This window comes from Kocuria sp. APC 4018 (assembly GCF_030407675.1).
Taxonomy (GTDB): domain Bacteria; phylum Actinomycetota; class Actinomycetes; order Actinomycetales; family Micrococcaceae; genus Kocuria; species Kocuria rhizophila.
Genome location: NZ_JASDCY010000026.1, coordinates 17,556 through 35,555, shown reverse-complemented (window position 1 = coordinate 35,555; position 18,000 = coordinate 17,556). Strand labels below are relative to the sequence as shown.

Sequence of the window (18,000 nt, the reverse complement as noted above, 5' to 3'; positions counted from 1 at the left end):
GAGACCCCGCTCCCGAGCGCGACCCCCGTGGGCGGGGGCCCAGTCCTGGACCTTCGCCCGGGCACGGGCCCCGTCACCGCCCTGGACACCCCCGCGTGGCGCGGCGCGTGGCGGGACGCCGCGGGCGCCACCGCTCGGGGCGAGACGGCGGGGGCGTCCCTCCAGGAGCACCTCTCGGCGTACCTGCGCCTCAGCCGCGGCATCGTGCGTGCCCCGGAGGACATCCTGGTCACGGCCGGGGTCAGGGACGGGCTGCAGCTGGTGCTGCGGGTGCTCGGGCTCGCGCGGCGTCGCACCCTGCGGGTAGCTGTGGAGAACCCCGGCTACCCCGCGCTGCGCCGGGTGGTGGAGGCCACCGGGCACACCGCACTGCCCGTGACCGTGGACCACCACGGTCTGGACCCGGCCGCCCTGCCCACCGGACGCTGGGGTGGTGCGAGCCGCTGGGACGTGAGCGCTCCCCCGGACGTGCTGGTGCTCACCCCGGGTCACCAGTACCCGCTGGGCGGCACCATGCCCGTGAGCCGCCGCGCGGAGCTGCTGGCCTGGGCCCGTGAGCACGGTGCGGTGGTCATCGAGGACGACTACGACTCCGAGCTGCGCCACACCGGCCAGCCCCTGCCCGCCCTCGGGGCCCTGGACACCGCGCGGGACACCGTGGTCACGCTCGGCAGCTTCGCCAAGGTGCTCGGCAGCTCCGTGGGGGTGGGTCACCTGGTGGCCCCCGATCCGCTGCTGCCGGATCTGCTCCGCGCGCGGGAGGACCTGGGCTCTCCGGTGTCCCGCGTGGCGCAGGACGCGATCGCCCGGTTCATGGACACCGGCGAGTTCCAGCGCCACACCGCGCGCATGCGCCGCTCCTTCCGACGCCGCCGCTCGCTCGTCTCGGACGCGCTCGCGGACCTCCCTGGCGTGGTCGTGGTGCCCATGGCCGGTGGCGCGCACGCGGTGGTCGAGGTCCCGGACGAGGACGCCGCAGTGGCCCGGGCCCGTGAGCGGGGCGTGCTGGTGAGCGGACTCGGGGGGTACTGGGCCGGGGGCACTCGCCATCCGGCCCGCAGGCGCGATGAGGCCCGGGCGGGAACGGGCCCGGCCGCAGCGCGCGCCGACGGAGCAGGTGCCACGCGCGCAGAACCGGGCCGAGCGGCGTCGTCGTCCGGGGGTGGACTGGTGCTGGGACTGACCGCGCGGGAGGAGGATCTCGCGCGAGGTGCGGCGGTGCTGCGGGAGGTGCTGGGCGGCGCCCCGGTCGTGGGGGCTCCGGGCGCGGGGGCTCCCCCCAGGGACGCTCGGTAGACTGGCGGAAACACCCACGGCAGATTCAGGAGTTCCGGCGTGCCCCCACAGATTTCCGCACCGCGCGGCGGCGAGAACCGCGCATACCGGGGAACCGACGTGCGCCACGACCTCTGGGCGCCCACGCTGGTGCGCGCGGTGGTGGCGCTCGTGTTCGCGGCGGTCACCGTGTTCTGGCAGGAGCCGTCGCTCGAGGCCGGGCGCTGGGTCATGGCGCTGTTCCTGGTGGGCACCGGCGCGTCCGCGATCTTCCTGCAGGTGCGGCTCAACCGTCGCGAGGACGTGGACCTCGGGGCCAGCCGGTCCATCCCGCAGTCCTACGGCGTGCTGTACGTCCTGGGTGGTGTGCTCACCGCGGTGGTGGCCCAGAGCAACTGGCTGTTCGTGCTGCTGTCCTCGGTGATCCTCGCGCTGTGCGGCATCACGGAACTCGTGCTCGGCATGCGCTTCCGCGGGCAGTTCCCGCTGGGGCGGGACTGGACTCTGTGCGGGGCGATCACCGTGTTCGCCGCCATGGGCATGGTGCTCGTGGAGACCCTCGGGGCCAAGGCCGAGCTGGGCGTGGTGGGTGGTGCCGCCATCCTGATCGGCGTCACCCAGCTGATCGCCGCGCTCAGCCTGCGCCACGACGCGCGGGTGGCTGACGACCCCGCCGCCGGACCGGCCCGAGAGGCCTGACGGCGTAGACTGACCCTTTGAACCGACGGGCGGGAACCCGCCCCCGACGACACACCCGAGGCACTGCCAGGAGGAATCACGTGGCCCAGCGCACTGAGCACAACGGCCGGCGCAAGACCGACATCAAGGGGCCCCTGGTCATCTCCGCGGTGCTGGCGGTCGTGGCCTTCGTGATCGTGTCCGTGGTGGCCGCCGGTGGTTCGGACAACGCCGCGCGCGTGGGCCTGGGGCTGATCGCCGCGGGCATCACGTTCATTGCGTCCGTGGTGGTGTGCGCCACCCTCATGCTGCTGGAGAAGCCCAACGCCGAGGAGCTCGGCCAGGGCACCGGCGTGAACCGCTCCTCCGCCAAGATCTTCGCGGAGAACAAGGCACGCCGCGAGGCCGAGCGGGCCCGCAGCGCCGAGCAGGGCGGCACCGGGTCCCGCACCACCGGTGAGCCGGAGTTCGGCCAGCGCGTCCACCCGGACACCCAGGGTGAAGAGCCGGGCTCGAGCGCCCGCTGATCCGCTCACTGATCTCTTGACGGCTCCGCCCCGGTGACTTCTGGTCCCCGGGGCGGAGCCGTTGTAGCAGTTCGTGCCGGGGTCCGCGGGAGCCACGCATGGCGCAGCCCCACGGAGCACCGGCTCCGTGGGGCTGCGCAGTGTCTGCACCCACCCGGGTGGGACCGTCCGCGGGTTGGGGCACGGCGGCGTCGGGCCGGGACCCGACGCCGCCGGCATCCTCAGCGTGCGAAGCCCCGCAGCCGCAGCGAGTTCAGCACCACGAACACCGAGCTGAACGCCATGGCGGCACCGGCGACCATGGGATTGAGCAGCCCCAGGGCGGCCACCGGAATGGCCACGGTGTTGTACGCGAACGCCCAGAACAGGTTGGACTTGATGGTGGACAGCGTCTTGCGGGACAGCCGGATGGCCAGGGGCACGGCGGTGAGTTCGCTGCGCACCACGGTGATGTCCGCGGCCTGCATGGCGGCGTCCGTGCCGGATCCCATGGCGATCCCGAGGTCGGCGGTGGTCAGGGCCGGGGCGTCGTTGACGCCGTCGCCCACCATGGCCACCACGTGGCCCTCGGAGCGCAGCTTCTCGATGGCCTGGACCTTGCCATCCGGGGTGACGTCCGCGATCACGTCCGCGGGGTCGATGCCCACCTGCTCGGCCACGGAACGCGCGACAGCGACGTTGTCGCCGGTCAGCAGGATGGGGCGCAGCCCCAGCTCCTTGAGCTCGGCGATTGCCGCCGGGGCCTCGTCCTTCACGGTGTCCCGCAGGTCGATGAACCCGGCCAGACGTCCGTCCACCGCCACCAGGATGGTGGTGGAACCGCCCGCGCGGGCAAGCTCCAGGGCATCGGACTCCTCGGAGTTCAGATGGACACCGTTCTCCTGCAGCCAGGACTCTCGGCCCACCACCACGAAGCGGGCGTTCATGCCGTCCGGGACGTAGCCCCGCACGCCGCCACCGGGTGCGGACTCGAACCGGGAGACCTCGTACCGCTGGGAGGTGACGGAGGCAACGGCGTGGGCGATCGGGTGCTCCGAGTAGCGCTCCACGGCCGCGGCCAGGTCCAGCACCTGGTCCTTGGACCAGGCGTTGAGCGGGGTCACCGCGCTCACGGCCATCTCCCCGTGGGTCACGGTGCCGGTCTTGTCCATCACCACGGAGTCCACGGAACGGGTGTCCTCCAGGACCTCCGCTGAGGTGATGAGGATGCCCAGCTGGGCGCCGCGCCCGGTTCCGGTGAGCATGGCCGTGGGGGTGGCCAGGCCCAGGGCGCACGGGCACGCGATGACCAGCACGGACACCGCCGCCACGAACGCGCGGTTGGGATCCCCGGTCACGATCAGCCAGATCACGAGCGTCAGCAGGGCGATGCCCATGACCACGGGCACGAACACGGACGAGATCCGGTCCGCGAGCCGCGCCACGGGGGCCTTGGTGGCCTGGGCGCGGGCGACCGTGCGGCTCATGGAGGCCAGGACGGTGTCGGAGCCCACGTGGGTGGCGCGGGCCAGCAGCCGGCCCGTGGTGTTCACGGTGGCGCCGGTCAGCTCGTCCCCGGGGCCCACCTCCACGGGCATGGACTCGCCCGTCAGCATGGAGGCGTCCACGGCGGACTCGCCCTCCAGAACCACGGCGTCCGTGGCGATCTTCTCGCCCGGGCGCACCACGAAGGTGTCTCCCACGGCGAGGTCCGCGACCGGAACGGTGCGCTCGGTGCCGTCCGTGTCCACCACGGTGGCCTGCTGCGCACCCAGGTCCAGCAGGGCCTTCAGGGCCTCACCGGAACGGGACTTCGCGCGGGCCTCGAGCCAGCGCCCCAGAAGGAGGAACGCGGTCACCAGCGCGGCGGACTCGAAGTACAGCTGGTGCTCGGACATGTCCATGGCCGCCCCCGGGTGGGCGTGGGCGGTCATGCCCGGATCCGCCACCAGGTGCCACAGCGAGAACAGGTACGCGGCGGCCACACCCAGGGACACGAGGGTGTCCATGGTGGTGGACAGGTGCCGCGCGTTCACGGCGGTGGCTCTGTGGAACGGCCACGCCGCCCACGTGACCACGGGCAGTGCCAGTACCGCCGCCACCCAGCCCCAGTGCGGGAACTGGGCACCCGGGACCATGGACATCACGAACACGGGCACGGAGAACGCCGCCGCGACCCAGAAGCGCTTCTTGAGGTCGTTCATGCGCCGCTCAGCGGGGGTGGTCTCGAGCGCCGGATCGCGGTGCTCGTTCTTCTCGGCCGTCTCCGCCGGGGCCGGGCGTTCAGTGGGGGTCCCATCATCCTGCCGGCCCCTGGCTGAGTCCGCAGCCGTTCCAGTGTTCCGGTGCGTGGCGGGATCACCCTGGGACGGCGACGTCGTGCCCGCCGTGCCTTCCGCAGCGTCACCTCGGTGCGAGGCGGAGGGCTCGGGGGAACCGGGGTCCGTGCGACCACCGGGCGCGGTCCTGTTCTGTGGTGCGGGCACCGGTTGCCGGGCCCCGCCCGTGATGCGGGCCTCGTAACCGGCGCGGTGCACGGTCTCCACGATCTGCTCGTCGGGAACGTCCTGCGGAACCTTCACGGTGGCGGACTCCAGGGCCAGGTTGACCGCGGGCTCCACGCCGTCGATCTTGCGCAGCTTGCGCTCGATCCGGCCCACGCACGAGGCGCACGTCATGCCGGAGATCTCCAGCTCCAGCTCCCGCAGGGGGCCGTGGACCTGGGTGTCGAGGGTGTCGGTGGTTGTGGTGGTTTCACTCAACGGTGTACCCCGCTTCCGTCACGGCCGCGGAGATCTCCTCCGGGCTCAGTTCACGCTCGCTCGTGATGGTCACCGGTGATGTGCCGCCCGCGTGGAGGTCCACGTCCACGGACGTCACACCGGGGATCTCGGACAGTTCCTCCGTCACGGAGGAGACGCAGTGGCCGCAGGTCATGCCGGAGACGTTGACGGTGGTGTTCATGGATTTCTCCTTCGAGTCGGTGGGCCCGGAGTGGGCCCGGAAGTTTCAGGGGGGCTGCGTCAGCTCTTGACCAGGCGCGCGATCGCGGCGTTGGCCTCGGCGAGCTTCTCGTCCATCTCCGCGGTGTCCCCGGTGTCGTGGGCGTGCTCCACCGCGTGCTTGACGCAGTGGCCCAGGTGCTCCTCCATGAGCCCCAGGCTCACGGACTTCAGCGCGGACTGGATCGCGGAGATCTGCGTGAGGACGTCGATGCAGTAGGTGTCCTCGTCGATCATGCGCTGGATCCCGCGCACCTGGCCCTCGATGCGCTTGAGGCGCCGGGCGTAGGCGGCCTTGTCCTGGGTGTAGCCGTGGGTGGGGGTGTCCTGGGTGCTCATGGCAACCAACATATACCCTAGGGGGGTATCACTGCAAGAGGTGTGAACCCGTGCGGGGTGGTGGATCAGGCCGACGTGCGACTGCGGGCCTGGTGCCGTGCGGCACGTGGGCCATGACCTTGCAGGGGGTCCTGTGTGGCTGGCCCGCCTCGGGAGGGAAACCACTGCTGAATTGGAGCGCTCTTGACCGCACTGTGCGTGCTGGCGCTTCCTCAGCGGCGGGAGGGTGCCACATCCGATGGTGGGCGCTGCGCTACGCCCCGGTTGTGCCGCACGGTGAGAAAGAGCGACGGCATCATGAACACGACCACGGCGGCGGAGGCCCAGGCGTCCACCTCCTGGAATCCCCAGATTGAGCCCCACATGAGCAGGCCAAGACTGGCCGCCAGCACGAGGTAGAAAACTGCGGGGCGTCGAGGGTGGTGGGGCGCGCGCCCGAAGATCATTGGCAGTCGGGAGTTTGGGTTGGCTGCTGCCACCATGCGCATGGCGCAGAAATTGAGCGCCGACCCCAGAGCGATCAGACAGATCCCGAGCACGTCGATCCCGCCTCTCGCTCGCGTCGCTCCATGGTTCCCATTCAGGGCTCGCGACTATACCCGTGAGCTGCGGGGCTGCTCCCCGTGTCTCACGATGGTGGTGTGGAGGCTTCGTCGTCCTGCTGCCGGGGGTAAGGCATGAGCGGGAGAGGAAGCGGGTGCGGCGTCGTCGTGCGGGCTGCTCAGGCCGCGACGACTGGTGCCTGGGCCAGGGGCTGCTCGGCGGTGGTGTAGTCCAGGGTGACCTGCGCGAACGGGGCGCCGATGATGGCCTCCAGGCCCGGGAGGAGTTCGTGCCTGATCTCGTCCTTGATGCGCTGGTTCTCGGGGCTGGGAGTGAACGCCAGGGTGAGCGTGAGGTGCGGTGCCCGGGGGTCACCGGCGATGGCGAACTCTGCGGAGGCCACGGACGGGTAGACCTGCACACCCATCGTGGCGGCGCGAGCCACGGCGGCGAGCGACACGTGCTCCGTGCGGTCTCTCGCGGGCGCGGAAACGACCGGGAGGACATCTGCGGCGTCCGGTGTCGGGTCCTGCGCGAGCAGCATTGCGAGCCCTCCGCTCCTCCTGAGCACGGCTTTGGGGGAGCGGCGACAGGTTGATGATCAATCTAACTGTTAGCTAATCTACTGGACCTATGCAGACGACATGCGAAATGGGGACGAGGCGCGCCGAGGACGACGCTGTATGACGTCGGAACCCGCTGTCCCCCGGCACTTCTGGTACGACGACTCCGCGGAGTCCGCGAGCGGCGTCGACGTGCTGAACCTCCTGCGCCGCTACCGCGACGCGGAGACGACCATGCGCTCGCGCGTGCGCGCGGACATGGACATGGGGGAGAAGGACATCCTGGCGCTGCGGCACCTGATCTCGGCGGAGAAGGCGGGGGCCGCGCTGCGCCAGAAGGATGTGGCGGCGATGCTCGGCATCACGAATGCGTCCACGAGCGCGCTGGTGGACCGGCTGGTCCGCGACGGCTACGCGGAACGCATCCCCCACCCGGACGACCGCCGGTCCGTGGCGGTGGTCCCCACCGAGCACGGCAAGGAAGAGGTCCGCACCACCCTTCGGGACATGCATGGCCGGATGATGGCCGTGGTCAACGAGATGTCCGCTGCGGAGCGGGACGTGGTGGCGAACTTCCTGCGGAGGATGATCGAGGGCGTCACGCAGCCGCCGGCGGCGCCCTGACTCGGCGGACACGGGGTTTTGTTAGTCTCCCCATCATGTCGGTTGCGAAGCTCTCGGTGAGCCACCAGAACTACCTGAGGGCCATCTGGAACCTGGGGGAGTGGTCCGCGGACCCGGTCACCACGTCCGCCGTGGCGCAGAAGGTGGGGCTGCGTGCTTCCACCGTCTCGGATGCGCTCAAGAAGCTCACGGAGCACGGCCTCGTGGCCCACACCCCGTACGGTGCCATCGAGCTCACCGAGCAGGGCCGGGCGCTCGCCGTGGAGATGGTGCGCCGCCACCGGTTGATCGAGACCTTCCTGGTGGAGATGCTCGGCTACCGCTGGGACCAGGTCCACGACGAGGCGGAGCACCTGGAGCACGCCGCCTCCGACTTCATGATCGACCGCCTGGACGACCTCCTGGGACACCCCTCCCGGGACCCGCACGGTGATCCGATCCCCGCCAAGGACGGCACCATCACCCCTCCCGACGCCGTCTCCCTGACCACCGTCCCGGACGGTTCCCGCGTGCGCGTGGAGCGGATCTCGGACCGGGACTCGGGGCTGCTGCGCTTCTTCGCGGAGAACGGCATCGGCGTGGGGGTCCCCCTGGACGTCCGCTCCGGCGGCCCCTACTCGGGATCGGTCCAGGCCGTGCTGGACGACGGCGCTCGCAGCGTCCCCCTCGGACAGACCGCTACCGACGCGGTCTGGGTCTCGCTGGGCGAGGTCAGTTCCTGACAGGACCGGAGCCAGTTGTGCCCACGAACGGTCGGGGGATGTGCACCTCAGGCCAGCCACGGCCCTCGGCAGGATCGCTCTCGAAGACCCTGTTGGTCACGGCGCGGAGGCGACCTACCCCGCCACCGCCCGCCGGCGACGTCGTGCCGCCAGTCTGCTGCCCAGCACCCCGTGCGCGGGGCTGAGCAGGTACGCGAGCGCGAAGGCCGCCGCGTGGACGAGCACCACCAGCCCGCCGGGGGAGGCGTTGAGCCAGTAGCTGAGGTAGATGCCCAGCACCGCCGACGCCGCCGAGACGCACGGCGCGATCACCAGCATGACCCCGAACCGGTCGGTGAGCAGGTGCGCAGTGGCGCCCGGGATGATGAGCATGGCCACCACGAGCACCACCCCCACCACCTGCAGGGCGGCCACGGAGGTGACCGCGAGCAGCCCCAGCAGCAGCCCGCCCAGGAACCGGGGGGAGAGGCCGATGGCGTGGGCGTGCTGGGGGTCGAACGCGTAGAGGGTGAGGTCCCGCCGCTTGAGCACCATCACCGCCAGCGCCACCACGGCCAGCACGCAGATCTGCAGCTGCTCCGTCGCGGAGATGCCCAGCACGTTGCCGAAGATGATGTGCGTCAGGTTCGTCTGGCTGGGGGTGACCGAGATGAGCACCAGGCCCAGCGCGAACAGGGACGTGAACACGATTCCGATGGACGCGTCCTCCTTGACCCTGCTGGTCCCGCGCAGCCCGCCGATCAGCACCACGGCCAGCACGCCCGCGGCCAGCGCGCCCACGGTGAACGGGATGCCCAGGATGTAGGCGAGCACCACGCCGGGCAGCACCGCGTGGGACACGGCGTCCCCCATGAGCGACCACCCCACGAGCACCAGCCAGCACGAGAGCACCGCGCACACGGACGCCGCGGCCACGGTGGTGACCAGCGCGCGCAGCATGAACTCGTACTCCAGCGGCTGGGTGAGCAGCTCCAGGGCGCTCATGCGCGGCCTCCTCGGTGCGTGGTGGGTGCGGCGGGTTCCGTCGCGGGGGCGGTCCCGTTGCGCGGGGGCACGACGCCGCTCGGCGGCGCAGCAGGGCCCAGTGGCGAACCCTCGTGAACCGCGCCCGCGGTGAGCGGCGCGCGGTCGGCGGGAGCGGCGTCGTCGTCCCCCGGGGAGCGCGTGGAGGACGGGCCGGAGAGCACGTCCAGGCCGAACGCGCGCACGAGGTGCTCGGGCGCGAGCCCCTCCGCGACCGGCCCGTGGAAGAGCACGTGACGGCGCAGCAGCACCACGCTCTGAGCGAGCTGCGGCAGCGCGTGCAGGTCGTGGGTGGCCACCACCACCGCGCAGCCCTGGGCGGCGAGCTCGTGCAGCAGCCGCACGATGGTGGCCTCGCTGCGCTTGTCCACGCCCGCGAACGGCTCGTCCAGCAGCATGATCCGCGCGCCCTGGGCGATCGCGCGCGCCACGAACACGCGCTTGCGCTGCCCGCCGGACAGCCGCCCGATCTGCCGCCCCGCGAGCTCCGTGAGCTCCACCCGCTCCAGCGCGTCCGCCGCGGCGGCCCGGTCCGCGGGACGCGCCCGCCGGGTGGGGCCCATGTGCCCGTAGCGCCCGGTCATGACCACGTCCCGCACGGACAGCGGGAACGCCCAGTCCACGTCCTCGCTCTGCGGCACGTACCCCACCACGCCCTGCTTCCGCGCGGTGCGCGGGTCCATCCCGTCCAGCCGCACCTCGCCGGCCTCGAGCCGAACGGTGCCCATGAGCGCCTTGAACAGCGTGGACTTCCCGGAGCCGTTCATGCCCACCAGCCCGGTGACCTGCCCGGGGGTGATCTCCAGGTCCACGCCGTCCAGGGCGCGCACACTGCCGTAGTCCACGACGACGCCGCGCGCCCGGATCGCGGACGTCACCGCTCCTCCCCGGACAGGCCGCGGGCAATGGTGTCCGCGTCGTGGCGCAGCAGGTCCAGGTAGGTGGGGACGGGGCCGTCCTTCTCCGAGAGGGAGTCCACGTAGAGGGTGCCGCCGTAGCGGGCGCCGGTGGCCTCCGCGACCTGCTTCATGGGCTTGTCGGAGACGGTGGACTCGCAGAACACCGCGGGCACCTTGTGCCGGTCCACGAACTCGATGGCGGAGCTGACCTGCTGCGGGGTGGCCTCCTGCTCCGCGTTGACCGGCCAGATGTACTTCTCGGTGAGCCCGGTGTCCCGCGCCAGGTAGGAGAACGCGCCCTCGCACGTGACCAGTGCCCGCTCGTTGCGCGGCAGGGCCTCCAGCTTCCGGGTCAGCTCCGTGCCGATCGCGCGGATCTGCTTTTTGTACTTCTCCCCGTTGTCCCGGAACTGCTGGGCGTGCTCGGCGTCCAGCTCGCTGAGCGCGGCGACGATGTTGTCCACGTAGCGCTCCCCGTTGCGCGGGCTCATCCACGCGTGGGGGTTGGGGGTTCCGGGGGTGTCCGCGATGTCCAGGGGTTCCACGCCCTCGGAGACCACCCTGTGGGCCACGTTGGCGGAGGAGGTGAACTGCTCGAGCCACTGCTCCAGGTGCAGGCCGTTGTCCAGCACCAGGTCCGCTCGGGACGCCGTGGTGACGTCCTGCGGGGTGGGCTCGTAGTCGTGGATCTCCGCGCCCGGCTTGGTGATGGACTCCACGGTCACGTGGTCCCCCGCCACTGCCGCGGTCATGTCCTGCAGCACGGTGAACGTGGTCAGCACGGTGGGCTTCTCGGAGCTCCCGCCGCCGGGCCCCGCCCCCGCGCAGCCGCTCAGCACCAGCACACCCGCGGCGGCCGCGGCCGCCACCGTCCATCCCCGACGACGTCGCATTCCGTCTCCTCGCTCCCGTGAATTCTAAAGTTCGGTGTACCGAACTTTAGACCGGGCCGAGGGTCCGGGCAAGGAACGACGCCGCTCTACCTCCCGGCGTGCATGACGGCCCCGGGGGTGGGCTGGGCGTCGAAGCGCACGCCCCGCGGGTCCGGGGGCAGGGCGGCCAGGATCAGCAGGGCGGCGCTTCCCAGGCCGGGAACGAGGATGAGCGGGAACCACAGCCCGGAGAGATTGCAGTCGTGCAGGCGCCGCACGGACAGGGCGGCGGTGAAGACGACCAGCAGGACCACCGCGAGCAGCAGCACCAGGGAGAGCACCGCCAGGACGATGGCGAGCCCGCCCTCCACATCCGGCCAGGCCAGGTAGCCGCGGTCCTCCGCCAGCATGTAGGCCCCCGAGAAGAGGAAGGTGAACAGGGCGATCCACCAGTACTCGGAGCGTGAGGCCCGCCCGGAGAACGTGGTGCCCTTGCGGACGAAGTTCTTGACGGCCCGCCACGGGCCCACGGGTTCGCCGGGCTGGGTGTCGTAGTACACGGGCTGGTACGGCAGGGTCATGGGTGGCGTCCTCCCGGGGGTCTCGCGGGACCGTTCGGTCTGCCGGTCGGCTCGCAACGAACCCGACCGGCGCACGGTGAACTATCCACCGTACCGAGGCACCATCCAGGCCGCATCGGCCGAACGGCCAGAGTTCCGTGCAGCATGAGCCGACCGCTCGTTCGTGAGATTCTGGGGGCATGGCTTCCAAGATCGAGGACTACGCCCTGCTGTCCAACATGCGCAGCGGGCCGCTGGTCTCCCGCTACGGGTCGGTGGACTGGTGGTGCGTCCCCCGCTTCGACTCGCCCGCGCTGTTCGGCGCGCTGCTGGGCACCCCGGACCACGGCCGCTGGCTGCTCGCCCCGTACTGCGCGGTGGACGACGACGCCGCGGTGGACATGTCCCTGCCCGGCGTCGTGGCGGTGGAGCGCTTCTACGCGGAGAACACGTTCGTGCTGCACACGGTGTGGTCCACGGACACCGGCACGGTGCGCGTCACGGACTTCATGCCGCTCAACGCCCGCACCGAGCTGATCCGCCGGGTGGAGGGCCTCACGGGTGAGGTGGAGATGTTCCAGGACATCCGGCTGCGCTTCAACTACGGCTCGTCCGTGCCATGGCTGAGCCGCTTCGACGTCCTGGAGGACGAGTCGGAGGACGCCGAGGCCGAGTCCGTGCTGGTGGGGATGGCCGGACCGGACTCCGTGGTCTTCCACGGCGATCCGCTGCCGGAGGCGGATCCGGACAAGACCAAGCGCCGCCACGCGGGCTCCTTCACGGTGGCGGCCGGACAGACCCGGGACTTCACGCTCACGTGGTTCCCGTCCCACGGCGTGCCCCCGGAGGCGGTGGACGTGAACGAGACGCTGACGGCCACCGTGAACCTGTGGCAGGAGTGGACCGAGCGCTACGAGCCCCTCACGGATCCCGCCGCCATGAACCACACGGACCCGGACGAGCAGCCCCCCGCGCTGCACGCCTCCGGCGCGGACGCCGAGGACCTGGACACCTCCGAGCGCCTCTCCGCGCGGGACGTGGGCCGCCACGGGGACCGCCCCCACCAGGAGGGCACCTCCCTGGGCGGTTTCCGGCTCACCGCCACGGACGATGAGCCCGAGGAGCTGATCCGGCGCAGCCTGTTGGTGGTGCGCGGGCTCATGCACCAGGCCACGGGCGGACTCATCGGTGCCCCCACCACGTCCCTTCCGGAGGTCGTGGGCGCGGACCGCAACTGGGACCACCGGCTCGCGTGGCCCCGGGACGCGGCGTCGGCACTGGAGGTCATGCTGGACCACGGTCACGACCGCGAGGCCGCCCAGCTGCGCAACTGGTTGCTGCGTGCGGTGGCCGGGGACGTGAACAACCCCTCCAACATCTACACCCTGGACGGTTCCCCCCAGATCCGTGAGCGGCTGGTGGACCTGCCGGGGTACGAGCGCTCGCGGCCCGTCCGTGACGGCAACTCCTCCGGCAGCCACTACCAGTCGGACGTGGCCGGGCACGTGCTGCGGGTCTTCGAGATGCTGCGCCGCCGCGGTGTGCAGGAGGACCACCTCTCGTGGCCGCTGCAGCAGGCGCTGCTGCGCGCCGTGGTGGCCAACTACGAGGAGAAGGACCAGGGCGTCTGGGAGATGCGCGGTGAGCCCCAGTACTACACGCACTCGCGCGTGATGATGTGGGCGGCCATGCAGGCGGGTGTGGACGCGGTGCGCATCCACGGTCTGCCCGGTGACGTGGAGACCTGGGAGGAGCACCGGGATCAGCTCGCGCACGAGGTCTGGACCAGCGGCTACGACCCCCAGGCGGGCTCGTTCGTGCAGTACTACGGCTCCACGGACGTGGACGCCTCCCTGCTGCAGCTGCCCATGGTGGGTTTCGTGGCCTACGACGACGAGCGCATGCTCGGCACCGTGGAGCGCATCCGCAGGGAGCTCACGGACCGCTCCGGCCTGCTGCACCGCTACCGCAACCTGCCGCAGCTCACGGACCTGGACGACGTCGAGGCGTTCGCGTCCTCGATCGGCCAGGACGGCTTCGCGGGCCAGTCCGCGCCGTCCGTCTCCGCCACGCTGCAGCTGGCCGAGCAGCTCGCGCTGTGCGGGCACACCCAGGAGGCGGTGCGGCTCACGGACGTGGCACTCGGCACCGCCAACGAGCTGGGCCTGCTGCCCTCCACGTACTCGCCCACCCACCGCCGCGCCACGGGCAACTTCCCGCAGGTGGAGGCGCACCTGCGCCTGATCCGCGTGCTGGACATCCTGAAGGCGGAGACCGCCCCGGACGCCTCCTGACGCACGGTGGCACGACGCCGCCGGGTGCCGTGCCCTGCCGCCCACGTTCAGGGGCGGCGCCGTTCTGAGTGGGGCCGGGCACGGTCAGTGGCATGGCCTCGGCCCAACCCGACCCCGGGGCTTGGCGCGGGAGTGTGGGCTGCTGGGCGCGCAGTGCGGGTCGCGCGGGAGGTGGCCGTGCGGCGTCGTCGTGGTCCCTGGGAGTGCGGAGGATGGGCGTTGGGCGTCATGTGGAGGTTTCCCACAGCTCGCGATTACTTGCCGTCCTGGAGCGCGGGGTAGCGTGAGCGCACCAGCTACGCCGGGCCCGGTGTGACTCGGCTGGTGGCCGAGGGAGTGCCTCGGCACCCTTGCCGGGCCGAGACTTTGGAGGCGCTGCAATGGCACGCACCGTCAATACCGGAACCGATCCCCACGCCCTCGCCGATCCCGCCGTGGACCTCGTGCGCACCTGGCTGCAGCGGGCGCAGGAGAATCAGCGCAACAACAAGCAGAAGAACCCCGCGGAGGACCGTCTGGCCGCCGTGCTCCAGGACCCGAACGGGCTGGAGTTCACGGTGGGCTTCGTGGACCGCGTGATCCGCACGGAGGACACGAAGGCTGCGGCAAAGGCGCTGCAGGACATCACCAAGCTGACCCCGCAGTCCATGTCCGTGGCGGACCGTGCGCAGATCCAGGCGGGCACCGTGCTCTCCGGCGCACTGCCCTCCGTGGTGGTCCCCGCCGCCCGCACCCGGCTGCGTCAGATGGTGGGCCACATGGTCGTGGACGCCCGCCCCGGGCCGTTCGGCAAGTCCGTGAAGAACATCAAGCAGCAGGGCCACCGGCTCAACATCAACCTCCTGGGTGAGGAGGTGCTGGGCGAGGACGAGGCCAAGAAGCACCTCGCGGACGCCGAGGGCCTGCTGCGCCGCGAGGACGTGGACTACGTCTCCCTGAAGGTCTCCTCCGTGGTGCCGCAGCTGTCCCACTGGGGCTTCGAGCGCACCGCCGAGCGCGTGGTGGAGCGGCTGCTGCCGCTGTACGAGACCGCGGCCACCAAGGGCACCGGGAAGATGTTCATCAACCTGGACATGGAGGTCTACTCGGACCTGGAGCTGACCATCGAGGTGTTCAAGCGGCTGCTCGACAAGCCGCAGCTGAAGAACCTCGAGGCCGGCATCGTGGTCCAGGCCTACCTCCCGGACGCGCTCAGCGCCGTGGAGCGGCTCTCCGAGTGGTCCGCGCAGCGCGTGGCGGACGGCGGCGCCCAGATCAAGGTGCGCCTGGTCAAGGGTGCCAACCTGGCCATGGAGAACGTGGACGCCGAGATGCACGGCTGGCCCCTGGCCACCATGGAGTCCAAGCAGGCCACGGACACCAACTACAAGCGCGTGCTGGCGTGGCTGTTCCACCCCGAGCGCATGACGGGCATGCGCCTGGGTGTGGCCGGGCACAACCTGTTCGACATCGCCTTCGCGCACCTGCTCGCGGAGCAGCGCGGCGTGACCGACCGCATCGAGTTCGAGATGCTGCAGGGCATGGCCACCGCGCAGAGCGAGGCCGTGGCCACGGACGTGGGCCAGCTGCTGCTCTACGTGCCGGCCGTGAAGCCCGCGGAGTTCGACGTCGCCGTGTCCTACCTGGTGCGCCGGCTCGAGGAGAACTCCGCGAACGAGAACTTCATGTCCGGGATCTTCGACCTGGGCCCGGACAACTGGGTGTTCCAGCGCGAGGAGGGCCGCTTCCGGGCAGCCCTCGCGGACCTGGAGGAGGACCCCCAGGTCCCCTCGCCGCGTCGTGTGCAGGACCGCAGCGCGGAGACCGTGGGCGCGGAGCCCACCATCCCGCTGGACGAGCCGTTCCGCAACGAGCCGGACACGGACGTCTCCGTGCCGGCCAACCAGCGCTGGGCGGAGACCCTGGCCGAGAAGATCGGCAGCAGCGAGTGGTACGCCTCCGTGGCCGTGCCCGAGCTGCTGAAGGACATGGACCAGGACTCGGACGAGGCCGTGCAGGCCGTGAACGACGTGGTGGCCACCGCCAAGAGCGCCGGCAAGCGCTGGGCGGACACCCCCGCCCGTGAGCGCGCCGAGATCCTCAACCGCGCCGCGGACATCCTCGCCGCACGCCGAGGCCACCTCATGGCCGTGGCGGGTGCGGAGACCGGCAAGGTGCTGGAGCAGGCGGACCCCGAGGTCTCCGAGGCCGTGGACTTCTGCCGCTACTACGCCCGCCGCGCGCTGGAGCTGGAGTTCGTGGACGGCGGCGACTTCGTGCCGCACGCCGTGACCGTGGTGACCCCGCCGTGGAACTTCCCGCTGGCCATCCCCGCGGGCACCACCGTGGCACCCCTGGCCACCGGTTCGGCCGTGATCCACAAGCCGTCCCCCGAGTCCCGCCGCTGCTCCACCGCGGTGTGCGAGGCGCTGTGGGAGGCCGGTGTGCCGCGCGACGTGCTGCAGCTCGTGGACGCCGTGGAGGGCGAGGCCGGCAAGACGCTGATCTCCCACCCGGACGTCGAGCGCGTGGTGCTCACCGGCGCGTACGAGACCGCGCAGCTGTTCGCCTCGTGGGATCCGGAGCGCCCGCTCACCGCGGAGACCTCCGGCAAGAACTCCCTGGTGATCACCCCCAGTGCGGACCGTGACCAGGCGGTGTGGGACCTCGTCTCCAGCGCCTTCGGCCACGCCGGGCAGAAGTGCTCCGCGGCGTCGCTCGGCATCCTGGTGGGGTCCGTGGCCACGTCCGAGCGGTTCCGCCGCCAGCTCGTGGATGCCGCCTCCTCCATGGTGGTGGACTGGCCCGTGAACCTGCAGGCCACCGTGGGCCCCACCGTGGAGCAGCCCTCCGAGAAGCTCCTGCGCGGGCTCACCCAGCTTGAGCCGGGTGAGGAGTGGCTCATCGAGCCCAAGCAGCTGGACGACTCCGGCCGGCTGTGGCGCCCCGGGATCCGCACGGGTGTGAAGCCCGGATCCTTCTTCCACCTCACCGAGTGCTTCGGCCCCGTCCTGGGGCTCATGTCCGCGGACAGCCTCGAGCAGGCCGTGGAGCTGCAGAACGCCACGGACTACGGGCTCACCGCGGGCATCCACTCCCTGGACGCGGACGAGATCCTGCGCTGGGTGGACTCCGTGCAGGCCGGCAACCTCTACGTGAACCGTGGGATCACCGGCGCGATCGTGCAGCGCCAGCCGTTCGGCGGCTGGAAGCGCTCCTCCGTGGGCCTGGGCGCGAAGGCCGGTGGCCCCAACTACCTGGCGTCGCTGGGCCGCTGGAAGCGCGCCGGGTTCTCGTCCTCCAGCACGGACCGCGGTGCGGCCGGTGCGTGGGTCCTGGACCCGCGCGTGCACCGCGCGCTGGACGCCGTGACGCCGCTGATCTCGGACGAGGACCTCGTGTGGCTGCGCCGCGCCGCGCAGTCGGACCAGTCCGAGTGGCAGCGCGAGTTCGGCCAGGTCAAGGACCCCACCGCCCTGCGCAGCGAGGCCAACCTGTTCCGCTACCGCCCCCGCACCGTGGTGGTGCGCGCCCAGGAGGGTGCGTCCCTCACGGACATCCTGCGCGTGGGCCTCGCCGCCGTGCGCTCCGGTTCGCAGGTGATCCTCAGTGCCGCCACCGAGGTGCCGGAGGCCGTCAACGGGCTCTTCGCCACGGTGCTGAACCCGGCGTCCGACGCCGAGTTCGCGCACGCCCTGGGCACCGGTTCCCTGGGCCCGCTGGGTCAGCTCTCGGACCTGCGCGCCCTGGACGACGACGCCCTGGACGTCCGCCACGGCGCTCGCGTCCGCGTGATCTCCCCGTGGGACGGCTCCGAGGAGGACCTCAAGGACCTCTACGCGGTGCGCGCCGAGCACCCGGACATCGCCCTGATCACCGAGGACGTGGTGGGCACCGGGCGCGTGGAGATGATGTACATGCTGGCCGAGCAGGCCGTGTCCATCACCATGCACCGCTTTGGCAACCACAGCCAGTCCATGCAGCGCGTGGTGGACGAGCTGGTGCGGTGACCCGGCGGCGTCGTGCCTGACGCCTGAGCGACCACGAGCCGCGCTCCCGGGAGACCGGGGGCGCGGCTCGTACCGTGTCCGGGTGCGGTCGGGGTGGTGCAATCCCGCGAA

15 protein-coding genes are annotated in these 18,000 nt (G+C 71.4%); 7 read left to right on the top strand and 8 right to left on the bottom strand.

Going from position 1 to position 18,000, the window contains the following annotated elements:
• The 3 genes from QL985_RS06645 to QL985_RS06635 form a co-directional block, all read left to right on the top strand.
• Positions 1-1,296 (top strand): PLP-dependent aminotransferase family protein (locus tag QL985_RS06645; RefSeq protein ID WP_290147678.1); only part of this gene is annotated, 1,296 nt, incomplete at its 5' end.
• A gap of 39 nt (positions 1,297-1,335) precedes the next feature.
• On the top strand, positions 1,336-1,974 hold the full coding sequence (locus QL985_RS06640) for a hypothetical protein (RefSeq protein ID WP_259905543.1): 639 nt from the start codon (positions 1,336-1,338) through the stop codon (positions 1,972-1,974).
• An 80-nt stretch (positions 1,975-2,054) separates the two neighbouring features.
• Positions 2,055-2,480, top strand: a complete 426-nt coding sequence (locus QL985_RS06635; RefSeq protein ID WP_259905541.1) for a hypothetical protein — start codon at positions 2,055-2,057, stop codon at positions 2,478-2,480.
• Between the two features lie 221 nt (positions 2,481-2,701).
• On the opposite strand, the gene QL985_RS06630 is transcribed toward QL985_RS06635, so the two are convergent.
• The 4 genes from QL985_RS06630 to QL985_RS06615 form a co-directional block, all read right to left on the bottom strand.
• A complete protein-coding gene (locus QL985_RS06630) occupies positions 2,702-5,221 on the bottom strand; it encodes a heavy metal translocating P-type ATPase (protein WP_259905184.1) in 2,520 nt (839 codons plus the stop codon).
• The gene (locus QL985_RS06625; protein ID WP_259905182.1) at positions 5,214-5,423 is read right to left on the bottom strand and encodes a heavy-metal-associated domain-containing protein; all 210 of its coding nucleotides are present in this window, start codon (positions 5,421-5,423) and stop codon (positions 5,214-5,216) included. The genes QL985_RS06630 and QL985_RS06625 overlap by 8 nt, the downstream gene beginning before the upstream one ends.
• 59 nt (positions 5,424-5,482) lie before the next feature.
• Positions 5,483-5,800, bottom strand: coding sequence for a metal-sensitive transcriptional regulator (locus QL985_RS06620; protein WP_259905180.1), 318 nt, complete (start codon positions 5,798-5,800; stop codon positions 5,483-5,485).
• 721 nt (positions 5,801-6,521) lie between these two features.
• On the bottom strand, positions 6,522-6,887 hold the full coding sequence (locus QL985_RS06615; protein WP_259905178.1) for a hypothetical protein: 366 nt from the start codon (positions 6,885-6,887) through the stop codon (positions 6,522-6,524).
• 139 nt (positions 6,888-7,026) lie between these two features.
• Between QL985_RS06615 and QL985_RS06610 the strand changes: the two genes are divergently transcribed.
• Together QL985_RS06610 and QL985_RS06605 are read left to right on the top strand one after the other, a co-directional pair.
• Positions 7,027-7,530 carry a MarR family transcriptional regulator gene (locus QL985_RS06610; RefSeq protein WP_259905176.1) on the top strand — a complete coding sequence of 168 codons (504 nt, stop codon included), beginning with the start codon at positions 7,027-7,029 and terminating at the stop codon, positions 7,528-7,530.
• Between the two features lie 35 nt (positions 7,531-7,565).
• Positions 7,566-8,252, top strand: a complete 687-nt coding sequence (locus QL985_RS06605; protein ID WP_259905174.1) for a metal-dependent transcriptional regulator — start codon at positions 7,566-7,568, stop codon at positions 8,250-8,252.
• Positions 8,253-8,366: 114 nt separating this feature from the next.
• Here the strand turns inward: QL985_RS06605 and QL985_RS06600 are convergent, their stop codons facing one another.
• The 4 genes from QL985_RS06600 to QL985_RS06585 all read right to left on the bottom strand — a co-directional run bounded on the left by QL985_RS06600 (position 8,367) and on the right by QL985_RS06585 (position 11,627).
• Positions 8,367-9,236: a metal ABC transporter permease gene (locus tag QL985_RS06600; RefSeq protein WP_259905172.1), complete on the bottom strand. Its 870-nt coding sequence runs from the start codon at positions 9,234-9,236 to the stop codon at positions 8,367-8,369.
• Positions 9,233-10,153, bottom strand: coding sequence for a metal ABC transporter ATP-binding protein (locus QL985_RS06595; protein WP_259905171.1), 921 nt, complete (start codon positions 10,151-10,153; stop codon positions 9,233-9,235). Before QL985_RS06595 ends, QL985_RS06600 begins: the two co-directional genes overlap by 4 nt.
• A complete protein-coding gene (locus QL985_RS06590; RefSeq protein WP_259905170.1) occupies positions 10,150-11,067 on the bottom strand; it encodes a metal ABC transporter substrate-binding protein in 918 nt (305 codons plus the stop codon). Before QL985_RS06590 ends, QL985_RS06595 begins: the two co-directional genes overlap by 4 nt.
• 86 nt (positions 11,068-11,153) lie before the next feature.
• Positions 11,154-11,627, bottom strand: a complete 474-nt coding sequence (locus QL985_RS06585; protein ID WP_259905169.1) for a DUF805 domain-containing protein — start codon at positions 11,625-11,627, stop codon at positions 11,154-11,156.
• 179 nt (positions 11,628-11,806) lie between these two features.
• On the opposite strand from QL985_RS06585, the gene QL985_RS06580 reads away from it, so the two are divergent.
• Both QL985_RS06580 and QL985_RS06575 read left to right on the top strand, forming a co-directional pair.
• Positions 11,807-13,900, top strand: coding sequence for a glycoside hydrolase family 15 protein (locus tag QL985_RS06580; protein WP_259905168.1), 2,094 nt, complete (start codon positions 11,807-11,809; stop codon positions 13,898-13,900).
• Between the two features lie 380 nt (positions 13,901-14,280).
• Positions 14,281-17,889 carry a bifunctional proline dehydrogenase/L-glutamate gamma-semialdehyde dehydrogenase gene (locus tag QL985_RS06575; RefSeq protein ID WP_259905166.1) on the top strand — a complete coding sequence of 1,203 codons (3,609 nt, stop codon included), beginning with the start codon at positions 14,281-14,283 and terminating at the stop codon, positions 17,887-17,889.
• Positions 17,890-18,000 lie beyond the last annotated feature (111 nt).